This window comes from Paenibacillus sp. FSL R5-0713, from assembly GCF_037973325.1.
In the GTDB taxonomy this organism is placed as follows: domain Bacteria; phylum Bacillota; class Bacilli; order Paenibacillales; family Paenibacillaceae; genus Paenibacillus.
The window spans coordinates 6,481,287-6,499,498 of sequence record NZ_CP150229.1; the positions used below are offsets into that span (position 1 = coordinate 6,481,287).

Below are 18,212 nucleotides of genomic sequence, written 5' to 3' on the forward strand. Positions count from 1 at the left end.
AATTCGAAGGGAACGATCTATATGAAGAAAAACGTTATAACAGGCAGCAAACTTTGGTCTATCGCCATGATTACCAGCCTACTCGCCGCATGCAGTTCACCAGCAACCACAAGCACAACCGCCAATGCCGCAACGTCAACGACAGGAACAACCAAAACGGTATCGGTCAGCGAGCAAACCTCTGTGAAATATGCAGATCTGGTCTCTCTGGATGCTGACGATACCAACATTAGCTGGAGCGAGGCAGATTCCACAGCGATTAAATTGAACGGCACAACGGCAACGGTAACCGGTTCGGGCGCCAAAGCAGCCAATGGCTCAGTAACAATTACGGAAGCAGGTACTTATGTACTTAGCGGTGAGCTAACCGACGGTCAGATCGTGGTCAACGTTGCCGATAAGGGTACCGTACATCTCGTATTAAACGGAGCTACGATCCATGATAATGACAGTGCAGCGATCTATATTCAGAAGGCCGGTAAAGCGGTGATTACACTCGAAAAAGGAACCAAAAATATTGTATCGGATGGTAAAACGTATGTGTACGCTGACGCTACAACAGACGAGCCGGATGCTGCAATCTTCAGCAAAGCGGATCTTACGTTCAACGGTGCAGGTCAATTGACCGTCACAGGTAACTATAATGAAGGGATTACGAGCAAGGATGATCTGAAGATCATTAGCGGTAACATCAGCGTCAAAGCAGCCGATGACGGCATCAAAGGTAAAGACATGGTCGCCATTCAAGCGGGTACGATTACCATTGAAGCCGAAGGCGACGGTATTAAATCCACCAATGACACGGATACCACCAAAGGTTTCGTTGCCATCGCAGGAGGTACCTTCGATATTCAAAGTGGTAACGACGGTATTCAAGCCGAAACCGCACTTGTTACGGATGGCGGCACATACAACATTGTGACTGCTGGCAGTAGCGCCAATGCTCCAGCCAAAGTCGAAGAAGGTCCATTTGGTGGCGGTGGCGGCGGATGGGGTGGCGGAACACCTCCAACCGATATGGGCACACCACCGGATGGCGAACCTCCTGCAGATATGCCGGAGATGCCTAATAACAGCGGCAATGCAGGTACTAATACAAACAGCGCAGCAGCGTCCAGCTCTGCCAACACAGCAGCAACAACCGATACCGAAACCAATGCCGATGCGGACACTGCTGCAACAGCAACCGAGTCCACAAGTGCCAAAGCACTGAAAGCAGGTACAGACCTTACGGTGAATGGCGGTACGTATACCATTGATTCCATGGATGATTCCCTGCACAGCAACAATAACGTGACAGTCAACGACGGAACATTCAACATTGAATCCGGTGATGATGGCATTCATGCCGATCAGGAACTGACGATTAACGGTGGCACCATCACCATTGCGAAGAGCTATGAAGGACTTGAAGGAGCAATCATCACCCTGAACGATGGGGATGTGGATGTAACGGCATCCGATGATGGCGTCAATGCTGCAGGTGGCGAGACGGAAACAGCGGCAAATACAGCGGCAAGTACAGATAGCGCTACTACAGCAACCGATGCTGCTACGACATCCAACATCTCTGTAACCGAGACGACGGGTACAACATCGACTACCGATCAGGCATCCCAAGGTACAGCTGCTACTCAGCAAGGACGTGGACCGGGCGGAATGGGAGCAGCGAGTAATAACGAGTTCCACATTAACGGCGGTACACTTACCGTGAACGCAGGTGGTGACGGACTGGATTCCAATGGTTCCATTAATATGACTGGTGGTACGGTTATTGTGAACGGACCAACGGATAACGGTAACGGAGCATTGGATTATGACGGTACATTTGTAATCAGCGGTGGATATCTCGTAGCTGCCGGAAGCTCTGGTATGGCACAAGGAACATCCGATGCGTCCACGCAAAATACCATTGTAATGACGTTCCCTGCAACGCAAAAAGCTGGAACACTTGTACATGTACAAGATAGCGAAGGCAATAACATCCTGACCTTTGCTCCGGCAAAAGATTATCAAACTGTGGTTGTCAGCTCACCGGATCTTGCAAAAGATGGTTCATACGTGATTTACTCCGGTGGTACGTCTACAGGTAAAGCGGTGGATGGGCTCTACACAGACGGTACTTACAGTGGCGGAACACAAGTAGTTGCATTCCAATCGACCAGTAATGTGACTTGGGTGAATGAATCTGGTGTGACCACAGCCAATACAGGTATGGGTGGTCCAGGAGGAGGTCGTGGTCAAGGCGGCTTCGGAGGCGGCAGAAACAGATCACAATCCAGTACAACATCCGACAGCACAGGCACTACCGATTCTGCAAAATAATCATCATGTCCTGAGACATAGCGCATAACTCGCTTCTCAGGCGCAGGCGAAACAAAAAAGGCTCCGAATTCACGTTATGTGAGTTCGGAGCTTTCTTTCGTTATTCTTCTGGAACCAGAATTACAGCATTCTGCTCAAGGGGAAGTCCAAGTACTCCTTTTCCTCAAAAGCTATATACATACACCTTGGTACGCAAGGCATCACGGCATGTAATCGTACGTAGTGGTTCCTTACCCGGGAGCGCAAAACAGACACTAATCACCTTGGCGCCCGGCGGAAGCTCCCGACTGAATTTGTCCAGAAGTCGGGCCATTGCTCCCGGAAACAGATAACAGATCACACAATCCGCATGTTCATAGGAACTGGTGTAGATATCCCCGCGCATGAAGCGCAGCCTGCCCTTGAGAGAGTGCTTTTCCCCCTTCGCTCGACGTAAGCGAACACTGAGATAGGCAATTATTTGGGATGACCATAAGGGAATGACTGAATTCTCGATTCCAGTCAGCCTCTTACCAGGACAATGCCTTACAACATCCAGTCCCAGTGTGCCCCATCCGGAACCTGCTTCAAGCACGTCACCGTACCCGGGTATACGGTTCACCTCTTGAATGACCACCTGCCTGACGCGGCCGGATGTGGGCATCGGGGAAATCCCGTTTTTCCAACTAATAAGTACGATGGATATGACACCGATCAATGTCACCACAGCAATCAGCCATGGAATCAGGTAAATGATGAACATGAACTCATCCCTTTGTTATGACTCATTCAATCCGGCACATGAGACTTCATATATACACCCTTTTTATAAACAGACTTGATGGTAAAGTGTACACCCAGCTTGCGATTCGTCCGATAGATGAGCGAGTTAATCTCGTCAATCCCTACCGCTTCACTCTCCAGCATGCTCCGCTCCGGCCACACCTGAGCCACAATCTGTTCCCTTGTCACAAAGTGGTCAAGTTCGCTGTACAACAGCTTGAACAGCTGATATTCCTTCTTGGATAATGGAATTTCCACCTCTCCAATCTGCACCGTTTGCAGGTGATCCTGCAAGCGTACACCCTCACCCAACAGATCCGACACCCGATATTCCCTTGTCTCTCCAAGATCCCCTTCAGCGCGAAGCTGGATCAAACCGTTGACGAGCGTCAGGCTGTCTCCTTCGCCAAATGGATATTTCTCATAGGGAACGAGACGCTGCCCATTCAGTTCGGTTCCATTTTTGCTATCCAGATCCTCAATCCATAACTGTTGCTGTACATCATAATGAATGCGGCAATGCCGCTTCGATATCATCTGATTATAAACAGACAAGTCCAATTCACTACCGCCTGTATAACGTCCCACCGTAATGGAGCGACCCTGGCTTACATAAGCGAACGAGCCGTCACTTTCCTGCCCTGGCGTACGAATGACGATTTTTGCCGTCTCCCGCATATTATTCTCCCACCTTCAACGATCACTCGATCTCTATAAGAGGTTGTTCAAAAAACCGCTTTTGATTACAACGGATGCCTAACGGCATCATCAACATCGAATATGGAATTCAGCCGAAATGTCCGTTGCTCACGTAGGTTTGCCTACGCTCCGCTACTCCATTTCTAGCTTCATCCCATCTTCTCGGTACTGAAAACCTGTCTTTTTGAACACGTACTATAAACATATCTTGAAGCAATAATGATAAATTCATCAGATTTGTTCCATTGTTTGTACCGCCATACATCAATATAGTGGTATACAGGAACGATTTATATTTGGTTCTGCTCACTCTACTATACCAGACGTTGTGCTTTTTTTCTCATGACGGCCGGATATCTACTATAGCTCATTCAACAAGAGAGGTACCTTCCTATGAATAAAAAAAACATTTTCATATACGTATTGCTCGCCTTCGCCTTGTCCATGACATTAACCGTGCTCTCCCGTATGAATGATGATGGCGGAGAACCACTGAAAGGCACCTCTGCTGCCGAAACCTCATGGTTACAAATGAAGATCCAGCCCTGAGTCTACTTTATTATAACGTGATCTCCGCGCAAAACGTTTCACGAATGTCATATTAGGCTATTGCATCGAATCCATATTAAAACAGATCAAAGGCCCCAGATTGCTGGTCACAGCAGCCCGGAGCCTCATTTTAATATAAAAATCTATATTACACGCAAGATCGTCTATCCGTTGAACAACAGAGGTAACGAGTTATTTCCCATAGCGAAGTGAGGTGGACAGCAGATTCCCACTATCCCACCAACACTCACGTCAAAGTCGCTTCTTTCTTGCGCCGTATTCCCTCCCCATATGATCGCAAATGCGACTTCGGTCGTTCAAAATCAAATCAATCTTGTTCATCCTCCGGCATAGTGGGTTCGTCGTCAGGCTTCGCTGTCTCTCTGGACTGAATTTCCTCCATCCGACTCGACACCTTCTGATACAGGTAAGAGATGCCAAGCAGCAGCACACCGAAGCTGAAATAGGCAAAGATTTTGCTGCCCGAGGTAAGCATACCCACATCGTAGAACACCATTTTACCGGTGGCGAACAACGTTAGGCCAAGACCCAGACGCCGAATCATGACATATTTTCTACGGAATCCATAGGCAATATAGAGAATCGCGAGCAGCAGATAGATCAGGCTGAACATCAGCCCCACATCACCCCACTGGAACTGGATCGTCAGGAATACGGTGATGACCCCTAGCAGATATACCCCTGCGATAACCGGGTACCATTCAATGCTCTTGAACTGCCTGCGGATGCCTGCAATCAGCAGATCCCTTCCTGCAAAGAACACCCCTACGTTAAAGATGATTAGCACCAGCAAACCCACAATCTCTGCCGCTGTATGCTGCTGAACTTCCGGCTGAAGCGCTGGCATGGTTAAGGTGACAGCCAGTGCAATACAGCAACCAATGGCATGCAGGAAAGTCGTATACATCTGTACGTATGGATCACGCAACAACTTCACTTTGCTCAATCCATAGGCCAATGCAATGGTCAGCGCTGCAAACATGAGCAGCTTGTAGAACATGTATAACAGGAACGTCCCATCCACAGCTCTGGTATACAATTCATTCGATTCATACAGCACGTATAACCACAGATTGGCGAGTGTCACATACTTGAATCCGTTCAGGAAGCCCAGCTCCAGCGGGCTGTAGTTGAATCTCTCCCTGGCAGATGAGCTGCTGTGAACTGCCCAGGCATAATACAGTGTAATCAGCAGGGTTCCCAGCGTGATGCTGGAGTATTTTAACATGAAGTAAGAACGTTCCCCGATAAAGAACAGCGTGAGCAGGTCATAGTACACGAAAGTGATTAGACATAGCAGCACAATACCCCATCCGGCTCGCTCCACCGACTTGAACCGTTTCAGATGTCCAAGCGTAACCAGCAGAACCCCTTCAATTAACCAGCCCATCGATAACCACTTGGCCCCGAACTGGAACGGAATAATCAGAATGGCAAAGGTCAGGGAAGTGATATAGAAGAGCAGAATGGTCTGTTTCTCCTGAGCCATATTGCGCTGAACGAATCGTGCGAGACCCAGATATACCACGCAGAAGATTAATGCCAACAAGCCCTGAGCATCATTCCAATCTGCCACATCAAATAACACGTATAACATCAGGCAACTAATGGTCGTATTCATAGCAAGCAGAGCGAAATCCCACCAGGTTAACTTCATCCGATGTTTGAACGGATATGCCAGTGTAATGCCCAGATATAATGCAAACGTCACAATGGAATACAACATGCCAATCTTCTCACTTGGCGACAGCCACAAGAGGATAAGCATGGATGGTGTGTTGAACAGGAAACTGATATAGTGCACTACCGGCCATCGTTTGCCGAATGATATGAACACAATAATGCCGTTTAAGAGCAGCAGATAGATCATGGCTACATAGACAGCAGTACCCTCAAGCCCGAACGAGAACATATAGGAGAATAGCGGGAGATATCCGCCCACCAGACCGAGTGAACAGATGGTCTTCGACTGATACCTTAGGGACAACAATACGGAGATTGCCGATACCAATACAGACAGGGCAAGTCCCGTATATAACCCGATAATATGCAGTAAAAAGTAGCTATAGAAGATGGACCCGAATAACACGGAGATCCCGCCCCCTAGCAGCCCCATTGCAAACGTCTGCTTTTTGCGGCGGAACAGCCACTCTCCTCCAGCGAGCATTAGAGCACCCAGCAGGAAAAAGGCTCCGCTCTTCATCTCGTCATTAAACCAGGTCGAGTACGAGTATTGGAACGCTGCTCCAACCCCCAGAATGAGGAGCAGGATGGCTACTTTGTTGATCCAGCTAAGTCCAATCTTCATCTCCATGCGATTCTGCTTGATCCGGCGCTGAATGGTCTCTTCGCTCAATCCCTCCTCCGCCATCTGCTCATATCCATGTTCCATATGCCCACGTAGAGCCTCTTCTCGTTCCCATACGGCTCGCTTGTGTGATTCAATGCGCTCCTTCACCTCTGCCGCCAGGTAAGCAATCCTCTCCTTCATTTGTTGGGAATCCTCTTGTAACTCCTGTGCTGCCTGGTTGTACAGCGCGTTCAGGTTGGACTTGGTTCGATGTTCATGGAAGGCAACTCGATCATTATGTACCGCCGTTTTTCCTTGAAAATACGTTTCCATCTTCTCCCGCGATACCCGGATCAGATTAAGCTTCTCATCCAACATCTGTTCAGATAACGCGATGCGAAGACGTGCATTCTCTTCTTCCATCTTGCGCGAGCGAAGTTCAAGCTGGTGCAGCTTGAGCTTCTGGGCTTCATACTGTTCTTGTAACTGTTCATTCTTAACGATCAGGTCATCGGACTGGTATTCCTGGAGCAAGGCGTGATACTCCTTCGCCAGCTGTTTCTGCTGCTCCTGAACCTGTTCAAGTCGATCCTTAAACTCCTTCATGTACTTCCTCCATTGGTTGATGTTTAATCTTTTCCCTGTATTTTACTATATGTATGCCATAAAAAGAGCTTTAAACATTAGATATATCCGTACAACGTTTCATCAGTGGGATCTCAAACGCAAAAAAAGCCGGGAAGCAAACGCTTCTCCCGACTTTTTATTCATATGAGCATTTTGTACAAGAATGGATGCTTAGGCTGCATCCGGTGTATCTGTCTGATCCGCTGTTTCCGGTTCAATAATCTCGGTCGCATCCGGGTCCAGCCAACTGGCGATCATGCCACGCACATATTGCAGATCGTCCTCTGACAGGTCATAGTACCATGTACCACTGCGCATGGCGCCATCACCCTTCAGCATATAGTTGCTGATTGTTGGTGTGCTGTCTTTCATATATAGAGCTTCGGCAAACTTCACGATGAAGTCCGAAGTCATGTTGGTTGTAAAATTCGATCCGGCAATCTGGATGACGTCCGGGATCTTGGTCAGATTTTTGACCTCCAGCGCACGATTCATGAAGGCACTTAGGAAAATCCGGTGACGCATCGTCCGATTGAAATCGGAATCTTCCCGGTAACGCACATAACCAAGCGCTTCTTCGCCGCTATAGATCGGTTTGTTGGCTTCAACGAACAGTTTCTCATGCGCTTTTGATTTGTTCTCGATGTTTTTCTTGATCGGCAGTTCAACACCACCCACCGCATCAACAATATCCTTGAGCCCATTAAAATTAATCGCGGCATAGAAATCCACTTTGTTCCCGAGCAAATTCTCCACCGTATCCATCGCCATCTTGGCTTCACCGTGGGCGTACGCTGAGTTAATCTTCGACTTCACATCCCGCCCAACAATCTCGGTATAGGAATCACGTGGAATGGACAGCAGCAGCACTTTATTGTCTTCTGGACGCACGACGGAATAGATTATCGTATCCGAACGGCTTGGTTCGTTATCGCGTTGATCAATACCGAGCAACAACAGCGAGAATGGGTCCGTATGTTCCACGACAGGGGCATCCTTATCGCCAGCTGGTTTAAAGGAGTCATCCAAGGCTTCCTTCACCGTACCGGAGGCGAACATATTAAAGGCAAACACGACGAGTTGCTTTTGATAAATAAATCCGAGCCCTCCGAGCACAAGCAGCACACTTAGGGTGATGATTAATGGCTTCTTCCATTTCTTCTTCGGTTTCTTCGGCTTCCGTCTTGTTAAATGTGCAGCACTGTTTTCCATCATATCTCCTTTAATAACGGGTTCTTAGAATCATTTAACTATATTAATAACACGTTGACAATAGATTACGTTATAATCTGCTATACAAATACGTGTTCAAAAAGTTTGGTTTTCAGTACCAAGAAGATGGAATGAAGCTAGAAATGGAGTAGCGGAGCGTAGGGAAAACTACGTGAGCAACTAAAATGTTTCCGAAGGAAACATACTTCGTAAGCATATGCTTATTCGGCTGAATTTCATATTCGATGCTGATGATGCCGCCAGGCATCATTCGTAATCAAAAGTGGACTTTTTGAACTACCTCTACATAAATGTACATAAAGGGAGCGATGAATGATGGAATATCGACGTTTGGGCAATAGTGGTTTACGGGTATCGGCACTGGGGCTCGGCACCAATGCATTTGGCAAACGCGCGGATGAAGCAGCTTCTACCCGCATTATTCATGCAGCGATGGATCAGGGCATCAACTTTATCGATACCGCCAATATCTACGCAGGTACGGAATCAGAACGCATCATTGGACAGGCCCTCACAGGTCGTCGGGAAAACGCGGTGCTTGCGACCAAAGCCGGACTTCCCCGGCATGACGGTCCCCATGGGCGCGGTTCATCCCGCTACCATCTGCAACAAGAGCTGGAACATAGCCTGCAGCGTCTGCAAACCGATTATGTGGATCTGTATCAGATCCACACCTTTGATCCGCATACACCGCTGGATGAGACACTCCGCACGCTGGACGATATGGTCACTTCCGGCAAAGTTCGGTACATCGGCGCCTCCAATTACGCAGCCTGGGAGCTGATGAAAGCTCTCGGGATCAGTGAACAGAAAGGTTATGTGCGCTACATCTCTACCCAAACCAGCTACTCCCTGGCAGACCGTACGCCTGAACTGGAATTGGTACCGATGTGTCTGGATCAGGGTGTAGGCATTATCCCGTATTTCCCGCTCGCAGGCGGTATTCTGACGGGTAAATATAACGGACAGGCCAGCATACCTTCCGGCTCCAGAGCCGACACCGACCCGACCTTCAATCGTTTTCTGCTGGAGCATAATCTTCAACTGAGTGAACAAGTGAGTGCCAAAGCTGCTTCATACGGGTGTTCCCCAAGTGTGCTGTCTCTCGCATGGCTACTGACACGTCCAGCTGTATCCACAGTCATTGTTGGTGCTACAGGCACCGAACAGCTGGAGCATAATCTGGCTAGTCTGGATATGTCACTGCCCGATGAGCTGTTGACCGATCTGGATCAGATCAGTGACTCTTTCCGTCGCCGCGAGCCATTTGCGTCCTACCGAATCGATTAAAGTAAATGAAATGAACCTCCCGACGGATAAAGTCAGGAGGTTCATTTTGATTTTTGTATAGACATTATAATCATAAGTATTCAGAAAATTCCCAATTCCACTACAATATGTAGTTTAATAAATTAAAAAAAATCTTATTATGGATTAGCCCTCTGTTTTTTGGCGAAGAAACTCCTGCATGATCTGCATATACTCTTCCTTACGGTCATCCAAAGTTTCGAAAAAAGCCTTGTCCGACTCCTCAACCAAGTGGATTCCTTCAATGGCCAATCGGGTCCCTTCTTCCGTTGTGGTAATTATATTGGCACGTGTATCCGTCTGATGACGAGCACGCGTAATCAAGCCTCTCTTTTCAAGAGCACGCAGAACCTGAGAAGTCACATTAACATCTACTTTGGCAAATTGTGCAATCTGAACCTGAGTGACTCCCTTGCCTTCCTCATCACGTTCATTGAGCCACAGACAGGCATGCAACAATACAAATTGGGGCTGTGTCAGTTCGAGTGGCTCCAGCACCCTGCGTACTTCCTTTTGCCACATCGCTGTAACCTGCCATAACAGATATCCCGGGCTTTCTTGTGCGTTTTTATACCGTGAGCTTTTCATCTCATACCTCCATGATGTGCGACCTTATGCAACAGATTATGTACCCACCAGTCAATGAAGTAAATCCATTATTCATATAACGATGATGGAGATACATCCGTTGCAACCCTGTGTGTTCTTTTGAATAAAATTAGCGCGTTGGGATGAACTGCTTCACCCATTGTCCGAATCCTTGCGGATTACGGCTCTGTATAAGAATGGTCCCTTCTCCACGGAACCGGCATACCAATCCTTCTCCACTTGTAACACTGGATAACCAGCCCTGTGAAGCCTTCTCTATACGGTAATCTACATAATGAGGCCATGCCACCAGATGAGCGTTATCCACGATCATTTCTTCACCTGCTGCCAGATTTATCGCATGGATTGCTCCGTAGGAAGACAAAAATACAGTTCCACGTCCACTGATCTCAATAATGAAGAAACCTTCTCCCGAAAAGAGACCTTTCTTCAGGTTTTGCATTTTGGTATTCACCTGTATGCCCTCGGTCCCCGCTAGAAATCCGTCTTTCTGCACATAGAGTGAATAGGAACCGTCCAATTCGACAGCTTCTACATCGCCCATGCTTGAAGGTGAGAGCAGAATCTCTGCCGGCCCGCCCGCAGCCGTTAGTTCCTGAAAGAAGAACTTCTCTCCGCTCAGCATTCGACCGAACCCGGCAAACATTCCACCTTCTGCTGAACCCTTCAGTTCAACCGTTGGCGTCATGGATACCATCGCACCGCTTTCGGCCTTGAAACGCTCTCCCCGCTGCAAATGTACCTTAAGCATCGCAAAAGCACCATCATATAGAATCTCATAGTTCACGGCTGCACCAGCTCCCTATTGTCAGAGTTAAAATCATTGAGCCCATTGTCTTCCAGAACTGCTGATTTGTCTCCGTATTCCTTCACAATATGTTGATCTCCCCAATTACAGAGCGCATTGAGAATCGGTTCAAGACTCCGCCCGTAATCACTTAATTCGTATTCTACTTTGGGAGGGACCTGATTGTATACGATTCGGTTAACGATCCCGTCGTTTTCAAGCTCTCTCAGTTGTTGTGTTAACATTTTCTGTGTAATTGCGGGCATAATACGCTTGAGATCACTGGTTCGTCTTTTCCCATGTGTCAGATGACAGAGAATGACGCATTTCCATTTGCCACCGATCACCTCCAGAGTAGCTTCAACCGAGATGTTATATTTCTTTCTGACCATAACTTGTTACCTCCCTGATGAATTGGATTACATCCGTCGCATGCTGTATAGGCACCAAAAAGTACGTAGGGTACTAAAAAGTACGTACTATTCAATCTATACTGAATAACTCATAATAGCATTTGCCGGTACGTAAATCTACATTCGGGGGAGTTGAGCAAGAAATGTTACAAGATTCAAAACGCAGCACATGGGCGCTGCTGGCACTGGCCATTAGTGCGTTCGCCATCGGTACCACAGAATTTATCAGCGTTGGGCTCCTGCCCCTCATTGCAGATGACCTGGGCATTTCCGTAACTACAGCGGGACTGACCGTTACTTTATATGCATTGGGCGTTACCTTTGGGGCTCCTGTTCTGACCTCACTGACGTCTACCGTATCACGCAAAACGCTACTGCTTGCCATCATGATTGTATTCATCGCAGGTAACACGATGGCTGCGCTATCGACAGGCATTACCATGTTACTCATAGCACGAGTGATATCCGCGCTGGCACATGGCGTATTCATGTCCATCGGCTCCACCATCGCAGCGGATCTGGTACCTGCCAACCGTAGGGCGAGTGCCATTGCCATCATGTTCTCCGGTCTAACCATTGCCACAGTAACCGGTGTACCTCTCGGTACACTTATCGGTCAACATATGGGATGGCGCGCAGCATTTATCCTGATTGTTGGGGTTGGCATCATTGCGATGATTGGAAACCTCATACTCGTGCCATCCACGTTGAAGCGAGGAACACGAACGGCATTTCGGGATCAGCTGAAGCTAGTTACAGGTGGGCGCTTGCTGCTTGCTTTTGCCATTACTGCTGTCGGGTACGGAGGAACATTTGTTGTCTTCACGTATCTGTCCCCATTGTTGCATGATATCAGTGGATATTCCGAGAAAACAGTCGCGTTCATTCTGTTGTTGTACGGAATTGCCATTGCTGTCGGCAACATCATCGGTGGCAGAGCAGCCAATCGTAACCCGCTCAAGGCGCTCTTCTACATGTTCATCATTCAGACCATCATTCTAGGTGTGATGTACTTCACCGTTCCGTTTAAGCTGGCAGCACTGCTCACCATTATGGGGATGGGGCTACTTGCCTTCATGAATGTGCCTGGTCTTCAGATGTACGTTGTAACTTTGGCTGAACGATATGCACCACAGGCCAAGGATGTAGCCTCTGCCTTTAACATCGCCGCATTTAATGCAGGCATCGCCATAGGTGCCTATTTGGGCGGAGTAATCAATGACTCCATTGGTTTGATTCACACGACATGGGTCGGAGCCTTGATGGTTCTCGTAGCTGTGATCCTGACCGCATGGGCTAAAATGCTGGAAAGCAAGGATCAACATGGGTCCGTCAACACGGAGAAAGCTTCATTCTAATTTCCATTCTGATTTTGGGTCTCACTCTGATATATTTCCATGTCAGTCTTCAAGGGGAACCGGTTTCATATCGTATTTTATTATACTATATACGTTGAACCCAATTTGATCTACTATGATTTAATTTTGTATGATAAAAAATGATAATTCAGCTTGAAATCACTGATTTTTACACACTTTAAGGAGGAAATCTCATGACAACAGCTCAAACCGCACAACATTTACAATCCACAGTAAGTCTGCATAACGGTGTTTCTATGCCTTGGTTCGGATTAGGTGTATTTAAGGTAGAAGAAGGAACTGAATTGGTTGATGCTGTGAAAAATGCAATTAAACATGGCTACCGCAGTATCGATACTGCTGCAATATACGGTAATGAATCCGGTGTTGGACAAGCGATTGCAGAAGCTTTGCAAGAAAACAATTTGAAGCGCGAAGAACTGTTTGTTACATCTAAAGTATGGAATGCAGACCTCGGATATGAAGAGACACTTGCTGCTTTTGATACCACATTGAACAAACTAGGATTGGAATACCTGGATCTGTATCTGATTCATTGGCCTAAAGCAGGCAAATACAAAGCAGCCTGGAAAGCCATGGAGGAGCTGTACGCAGCCGGCCGCATTAAGGCCATCGGTGTGAGTAACTTCCAGATTCATCACCTCGAAGACCTGATGCAGGATGCCAAAGTGAAACCGATGATCAATCAGGTGGAATACCACCCTCGCCTGACTCAGGTAGAACTCAAGGCTTTCTGCGAAAAGCATGGTATCCAGCTCGAAGCATGGTCACCTCTGATGCAAGGTCAGCTGTTGGACAATCCAGTACTCACGGCTATTGCTTCAGCCAAAGGCAAATCCGTTGCACAAGTCATCCTGCGTTGGGATCTGCAAAATGGAGTCATTACCATTCCGAAGTCCACCAAGGAACACCGGATTATTGAGAATTCCTCCATCTTCGACTTTGAACTTTCCAATGAAGAGATGGATCAGATCAGTGCTCTGAACGAAGATGTACGCGTTGGACCTGATCCGGACAACTTCGATTTTTAATGAATAACCTTTTGCGAGCCTGCGTTGTTTGATATAACATAACGAAAAACCACCGGACCAGGAGCCGGTGGTTTTTCGTTATACTCTCTTCCCTATAGCCAAACCTCGCTAACACTGCATAATTCAATTCAAAATGAGGTATTGCATATTTTAACTATTGAACCTGCCACAATGCAGGGACATTGGAAGGTTCCCACCCAGGCAAGGAAGTGTGGGACTGCAAACATTTATACGTCTTGCCGCTATACGTGACCAGTTGTCCTACAGTATAGGCTGTATTCGCCTGCCAGGCGGAAACGCCCGGGTTCGTCGTCCCTGCTGCCGTTTTCACAGTCAACGCATTGCTCGCAACAGAACTATTCCCCGCCGCATCCTTTGCTTTTACCGTAAATGTATACGAGGTATCCGCAGCGAGCCCACTGATCGTTGCTGTCGTTCCGGTGACAGATGTCGCCAAAGCCGTTCCATTGTACACATCATAACCCGTTACACCCACGTTATCCGTAGATGCCGCCCAGCTCAGCGTTATGCTGGATGCCGTTTGCGCTGTCGATGCCAGGTTCATCGGTGCAGTTGGCGCTTGCGTATCACCTCCAGGCTGAGTCGTGGTGCTTACAGTTACAGCATTACTGGCTGCAGACAGATTACCTGCCGCATCTTTTGCTTTGATCGTAAAGGTATAGGAAGTACCCGCGGACAGACCGCTGATTGTTGCGGTCGTTCCGTTGACGGAGGCAGCAAGATTGGCACCATTGTAGACGTTATACCCGGTAACCCCGACATTATCCGTTGAAGCATTCCAAGCGAGCGTCACCGAGTTGACCGTCACACCTGTCGAGCGGGCATTTCCCGGTACGCTTGGCGCCGTCGTATCTGCTGGAGGTACTGTACCTCCGGTAGGCAGATCAGCTTTCAGTTTATTTTGGAGTGTTTTGTTACGGTCACCGCTAAGCTCCCAGAACATCGCACCGCCGAGCCCCTTGCTCTTGATATAAGCGGTTTTATATCCAATCGACTCCGCATCATCATAGCTAATAAAACGCTTGTTGGATGCATTATAGAGATATGGCACTTTGGCCGTATCATTCCAGTAACGCGTGTACCCGTTTTTGTTAATGTAGTTGGTCTCCAGATCATAGAAGTCAAAGGAACCTGCTTCCCATGTTCCAACGGATGAACCTCCCGTGCAGGTCTGATACTGGCCATTGCCCTCCTGTGCGCATCCATCCCAGCCGCGGCCATAGAATGGAACACCAAGCACAAGTTTGGCGGCTGGTACTCCGGCATTCAGATGCCCTTGTGCTCCGGCAGCCACATTAAATGTATTGGCATCCGGCACCCCGGCAGCCGAAGCCGCAGAGTCATAGTTCAACGGCGCGTTATGCGCGCTGACTTTTTGCCAGGCCCCGTTAAAATCGTATGTCATAATGTTAATCCAATCGACGATGGAAGCTATGTTGGCAAGCTCAGTATTTGCAGCATAGGTCGTCGACGCTCCGCTTGCAATCGTAAGCAGATACTTCTTGCCGTCCACAGCTCCAGCGGCATCCAGCTTCTCACGGATTTTGCTCAGAAGCAGCGTGTAATTTTGCTTATCCTCCGGACGTTTGCTGTTACCATCCAGCCCGCCTGATACCGGGTACTCCCAGTCCAAATCTATCCCGTCAAAATTGTATTTGCGCAGGAAGTCGACGGCAGAGTTCGCAAATACCTCCCGTGTTGCAGCAGTCGCAGCCACATCAGAGAAGCGGTTGGACCATGTCCATCCTCCGACAGAGATGATCGTCTTCAGATTAGGATTGATCTGTTTCAGCTTGTTCAGCTGATTGATATTGCCTGCAATGGGCTGATCCCACGTATCCCCTGCAAATGTCTTGCCGGTATCAATCCATGGATCGCCAAGTACGATTGTTCCATTCGGTACATTGATTGTCTGGCTCTTTTCATTCTGGCATGTCCAGGTCACCGGATTAGGGCCCGAAGGGTCCGGATTCCCATGAACACCGTTCCAGCAGATATCGGCAAAAGCATAGTTGATATGCGTAACCTTGGTTGGGTCGATATCCGTTACGTTATAGTTTCTCCCGTACGCAGCCCAAGACGGGTAGTAACCGACAATTTTATAAGCATCGGCTGCTGACGCCGTAGCGGGTTGGAGCACAAAAGAAGGAACAATGATGGATAAGAGCAGGGATAGACCCAGTAAAAACGTTGCAGTCTTCTTGAAAGCAGTGTGTTTATTGAAAGGTATCATCTAATACACAACCTCCTTTGTCGTTTGCGTACTCAGTCCATTCAGGAACGGACGATGTGCGCTCGAAAACTGGTTATTCGTATATGCGTCCCAATTGATTGACCAGGTCATAATCCCTTTTATCCCCGCATAACCCGCAGGCTGGCGCAAAGTATAGGAACCGCCGTACGACACACCTTTGATTAGGTAATTCAGCGCCTTCTGCAGTTCGGCTGGCGTGGTATACCCGCCCCCGGCAGCCTGTTGGGAGGCTGGTACGCCGATCGCAATCTGGTCCGGTCGCAGGGCACTAAAGAACGGGCCTGAACTGCCGCCTACATGGAAGCCTTGAAGCAGCATCTCCGCCATGGCCACATGGAAATCAGCTGTTCCTTGCGCGTAAGAGCGTCCATCCAACCCCACCATGGAGCCCGTGTTATAGTGCTGCACATGAAGCAGGGTCAGGTCATTACGCAAGGCATGGATGACTGGCAAGTAAGCTCCCCAAGGGCCGCCGTAGCTCAGATATCCACCCTGTACATAGGCCGTCTCCGGCGCAGCCGTCAGGATGAAATTGGCGCCGAAGTGTGACTTAACCGCTTTCACGCCTTGGATGAGGTTAATAATTTTCGGTGTAGTTGGACTACGGAAATCGGTATCCCCTGCATTCAGAGAGAGGGAACTTCCTTCCAGATCGATATCAAGACCATTGAAACCATACGTGGAAATGATTGATTTTAACGAATCTTCGAATTGCTGTCTCTTGGTCGCGTCGGTAAGCTCAATGGTACCGTTGGCTCCCCCCATGGAAAGCAGTACTTTTTTCCCCTGGCTTTGCAGGTAGGCAATATCAGATTTGAATTCGGCTACCGTTGCATTGTATGGAGTAAAAGCAAGCGTTCCGCTGCCATGTGAAATCGGTTCGGCAAAGGAGACATTAATGACGTCATATGCTGTTGATACGTTACGAAGTCTGATATTCGTTGAACCATTATCGAAGTTGTGCCAGTAGCCGATCAGCCATTTGCTGCCGGTTGGCCCAGGATTGGAAGACCCGTTGGAAGTCGTTACACTGAGGGAGGTGCTCGCAGCGGATATATTGCCTGCGGCATCTTTGGCTTTTACCGTAAAAGCATAGGTCGTGCTAGCTGTCAGTCCCGTGACTACAGCTGTTGTAGTTGAAGTACTTGTCACAAGAACGCCGTTCCGGTACACCTCATATGCCACTACACCCACATTATCCGTGGATGCATTCCAGGCAAGGCTAACGGAGGTGTTCGTTATGGCGGATGAAGTCAGACCCGCAGGAACAGAAGGCGGTGCCGTATCTGGCGTTGGCGTTTCCCCTCCCGAACCTTCCCCGACGTATTTCCACAACGCGGGTACAACAGAGGGCTCCCATCCGGTCAATGCCGTGTGGGCCTGAATACACTCATAATCTTTATTTTGATAAGTGACGAGGTCTCCTTTCTTGTATGCGATGCCTGCCTGCCACTGGGCGGCGGCATCGGCTCTCGGTGCAAACCACAAAAGAAGTAGAAGAAATGCCAAAGCAAATGTAATAACCGGGCGGAATCGAACAGCTTGATTCAAGCAAAATCCCTCCTGTACTAAGGATACGTTCACCTTGCAAACAAAGATATCCATCGTCCACCTGCATCTGATCTGTGATCGATTAGAGCCAGCCTCATTCAGCCATCTGATGTTGCGTGTCGCTTCACTCCCTTCCCTTATCAAAATGGACCTTCCCTCTCGTTTTCTCTTTCAGCAGACATCACCAAATTTTACAGGGAATTTACAGATCCTCACCCTGTATTTAATCAGTAAAATGCCTGGGAGATAAGGGATAAAATAGTTCTATTGGGGGCGAAAAATGTAATATGGCACGCCGAAAAGGCTTTCCGCCAAGTCCTCAGGAGACTTGAAAGAAAGCCTGTGTTATATAT

Annotated in this window: 14 protein-coding genes; 5 read left to right on the forward strand and 9 right to left on the reverse strand. The window is 48.2% G+C overall.

Annotated features, from left to right (window positions below):
• Positions 1 to 21 precede the first annotated feature (21 nt).
• Entirely contained in the window at positions 22 to 2,325 is a 2,304-nt protein-coding gene (locus MKZ12_RS28840) for a carbohydrate-binding domain-containing protein (protein ID WP_339257910.1), read from the forward strand.
• Between the two features lie 163 nt (positions 2,326 to 2,488).
• Here MKZ12_RS28840 and MKZ12_RS28845 read toward each other — a convergent pair whose 3' ends face one another.
• Positions 2,489 to 3,067 (reverse strand): class I SAM-dependent methyltransferase, encoded by a 579-nt coding sequence (locus tag MKZ12_RS28845; RefSeq protein WP_339257911.1) that lies wholly within the window; start codon positions 3,065 to 3,067, stop codon positions 2,489 to 2,491.
• A gap of 26 nt (positions 3,068 to 3,093) precedes the next feature.
• Entirely contained in the window at positions 3,094 to 3,765 is a 672-nt protein-coding gene (locus tag MKZ12_RS28850; protein ID WP_339238674.1) for an FHA domain-containing protein, read from the reverse strand.
• A 414-nt stretch (positions 3,766 to 4,179) separates the two neighbouring features.
• Between MKZ12_RS28850 and MKZ12_RS28855 the strand changes: the two genes are divergently transcribed.
• Positions 4,180 to 4,335 carry a hypothetical protein gene (locus tag MKZ12_RS28855; RefSeq protein WP_192135259.1) on the forward strand — a complete coding sequence of 52 codons (156 nt, stop codon included), beginning with the start codon at positions 4,180 to 4,182 and terminating at the stop codon, positions 4,333 to 4,335.
• Between the two features lie 328 nt (positions 4,336 to 4,663).
• Here MKZ12_RS28855 and MKZ12_RS28860 read toward each other — a convergent pair whose 3' ends face one another.
• Together MKZ12_RS28860 and MKZ12_RS28865 are read right to left on the reverse strand one after the other, a co-directional pair.
• Positions 4,664 to 7,252: a DUF2339 domain-containing protein gene (locus MKZ12_RS28860; RefSeq protein ID WP_339257912.1), complete on the reverse strand. Its 2,589-nt coding sequence runs from the start codon at positions 7,250 to 7,252 to the stop codon at positions 4,664 to 4,666.
• Between the two features lie 192 nt (positions 7,253 to 7,444).
• Entirely contained in the window at positions 7,445 to 8,488 is a 1,044-nt protein-coding gene (locus MKZ12_RS28865) for an LCP family protein (RefSeq protein ID WP_339257913.1), read from the reverse strand.
• A 333-nt stretch (positions 8,489 to 8,821) separates the two neighbouring features.
• Here MKZ12_RS28865 and MKZ12_RS28870 point away from each other — a divergent pair, with 333 nt between their 5' ends.
• Complete coding sequence (locus tag MKZ12_RS28870; protein ID WP_339261557.1) at positions 8,822 to 9,796, forward strand: aldo/keto reductase; 975 nt, start codon at positions 8,822 to 8,824, stop codon at positions 9,794 to 9,796.
• 144 nt (positions 9,797 to 9,940) lie between these two features.
• Here the strand turns inward: MKZ12_RS28870 and MKZ12_RS28875 are convergent, their stop codons facing one another.
• From MKZ12_RS28875 to MKZ12_RS28885, 3 genes are all read right to left on the reverse strand, one after another.
• Entirely contained in the window at positions 9,941 to 10,402 is a 462-nt protein-coding gene (locus MKZ12_RS28875; RefSeq protein WP_339238681.1) for a MarR family transcriptional regulator, read from the reverse strand.
• 130 nt (positions 10,403 to 10,532) lie between these two features.
• The gene (locus tag MKZ12_RS28880; protein WP_339238682.1) at positions 10,533 to 11,210 is read right to left on the reverse strand and encodes a TIGR00266 family protein; all 678 of its coding nucleotides are present in this window, start codon (positions 11,208 to 11,210) and stop codon (positions 10,533 to 10,535) included.
• Entirely contained in the window at positions 11,207 to 11,602 is a 396-nt protein-coding gene (locus MKZ12_RS28885; RefSeq protein ID WP_017691613.1) for a winged helix-turn-helix transcriptional regulator, read from the reverse strand. The genes MKZ12_RS28880 and MKZ12_RS28885 overlap by 4 nt, the downstream gene beginning before the upstream one ends.
• 164 nt (positions 11,603 to 11,766) lie before the next feature.
• Between MKZ12_RS28885 and MKZ12_RS28890 the strand changes: the two genes are divergently transcribed.
• Together MKZ12_RS28890 and MKZ12_RS28895 are read left to right on the forward strand one after the other, a co-directional pair.
• Positions 11,767 to 12,981 carry an MFS transporter gene (locus MKZ12_RS28890; protein WP_339257914.1) on the forward strand — a complete coding sequence of 405 codons (1,215 nt, stop codon included), beginning with the start codon at positions 11,767 to 11,769 and terminating at the stop codon, positions 12,979 to 12,981.
• Between the two features lie 194 nt (positions 12,982 to 13,175).
• Positions 13,176 to 14,033 carry an aldo/keto reductase gene (locus MKZ12_RS28895; RefSeq protein WP_339257915.1) on the forward strand — a complete coding sequence of 286 codons (858 nt, stop codon included), beginning with the start codon at positions 13,176 to 13,178 and terminating at the stop codon, positions 14,031 to 14,033.
• 154 nt (positions 14,034 to 14,187) lie between these two features.
• On the opposite strand, the gene MKZ12_RS28900 is transcribed toward MKZ12_RS28895, so the two are convergent.
• On the reverse strand, positions 14,188 to 16,287 hold the full coding sequence (locus MKZ12_RS28900) for a glycosyl hydrolase family 18 protein (RefSeq protein ID WP_339257916.1): 2,100 nt from the start codon (positions 16,285 to 16,287) through the stop codon (positions 14,188 to 14,190).
• The gene (locus tag MKZ12_RS28905; protein ID WP_339257917.1) at positions 16,288 to 17,859 is read right to left on the reverse strand and encodes a glycosyl hydrolase family 18 protein; all 1,572 of its coding nucleotides are present in this window, start codon (positions 17,857 to 17,859) and stop codon (positions 16,288 to 16,290) included.
• Between the last annotated feature and the right edge of the window lie 353 nt (positions 17,860 to 18,212).

Coding starts and splice junctions, on each gene's coding strand:
- MKZ12_RS28840 (WP_339257910.1), top strand. CDS start 22: ATGAAGAAAAACGTTATAACAGGCAGCAAACTTTGGTCTATCGCCATG.
- MKZ12_RS28845 (WP_339257911.1), bottom strand. CDS start 3,067: ATGTTCATCATTTACCTGATTCCATGGCTGATTGCTGTGGTGACATTG.
- MKZ12_RS28850 (WP_339238674.1), bottom strand. CDS start 3,765: ATGCGGGAGACGGCAAAAATCGTCATTCGTACGCCAGGGCAGGAAAGT.
- MKZ12_RS28855 (WP_192135259.1), top strand. CDS start 4,180: ATGAATAAAAAAAACATTTTCATATACGTATTGCTCGCCTTCGCCTTG.
- MKZ12_RS28860 (WP_339257912.1), bottom strand. CDS start 7,252: ATGAAGGAGTTTAAGGATCGACTTGAACAGGTTCAGGAGCAGCAGAAA.
- MKZ12_RS28865 (WP_339257913.1), bottom strand. CDS start 8,488: ATGATGGAAAACAGTGCTGCACATTTAACAAGACGGAAGCCGAAGAAA.
- MKZ12_RS28870 (WP_339261557.1), top strand. CDS start 8,822: ATGGAATATCGACGTTTGGGCAATAGTGGTTTACGGGTATCGGCACTG.
- MKZ12_RS28875 (WP_339238681.1), bottom strand. CDS start 10,402: ATGAAAAGCTCACGGTATAAAAACGCACAAGAAAGCCCGGGATATCTG.
- MKZ12_RS28885 (WP_017691613.1), bottom strand. CDS start 11,602: ATGGTCAGAAAGAAATATAACATCTCGGTTGAAGCTACTCTGGAGGTG.
- MKZ12_RS28890 (WP_339257914.1), top strand. CDS start 11,767: ATGTTACAAGATTCAAAACGCAGCACATGGGCGCTGCTGGCACTGGCC.
- MKZ12_RS28895 (WP_339257915.1), top strand. CDS start 13,176: ATGACAACAGCTCAAACCGCACAACATTTACAATCCACAGTAAGTCTG.
- MKZ12_RS28900 (WP_339257916.1), bottom strand. CDS start 16,287: ATGATACCTTTCAATAAACACACTGCTTTCAAGAAGACTGCAACGTTT.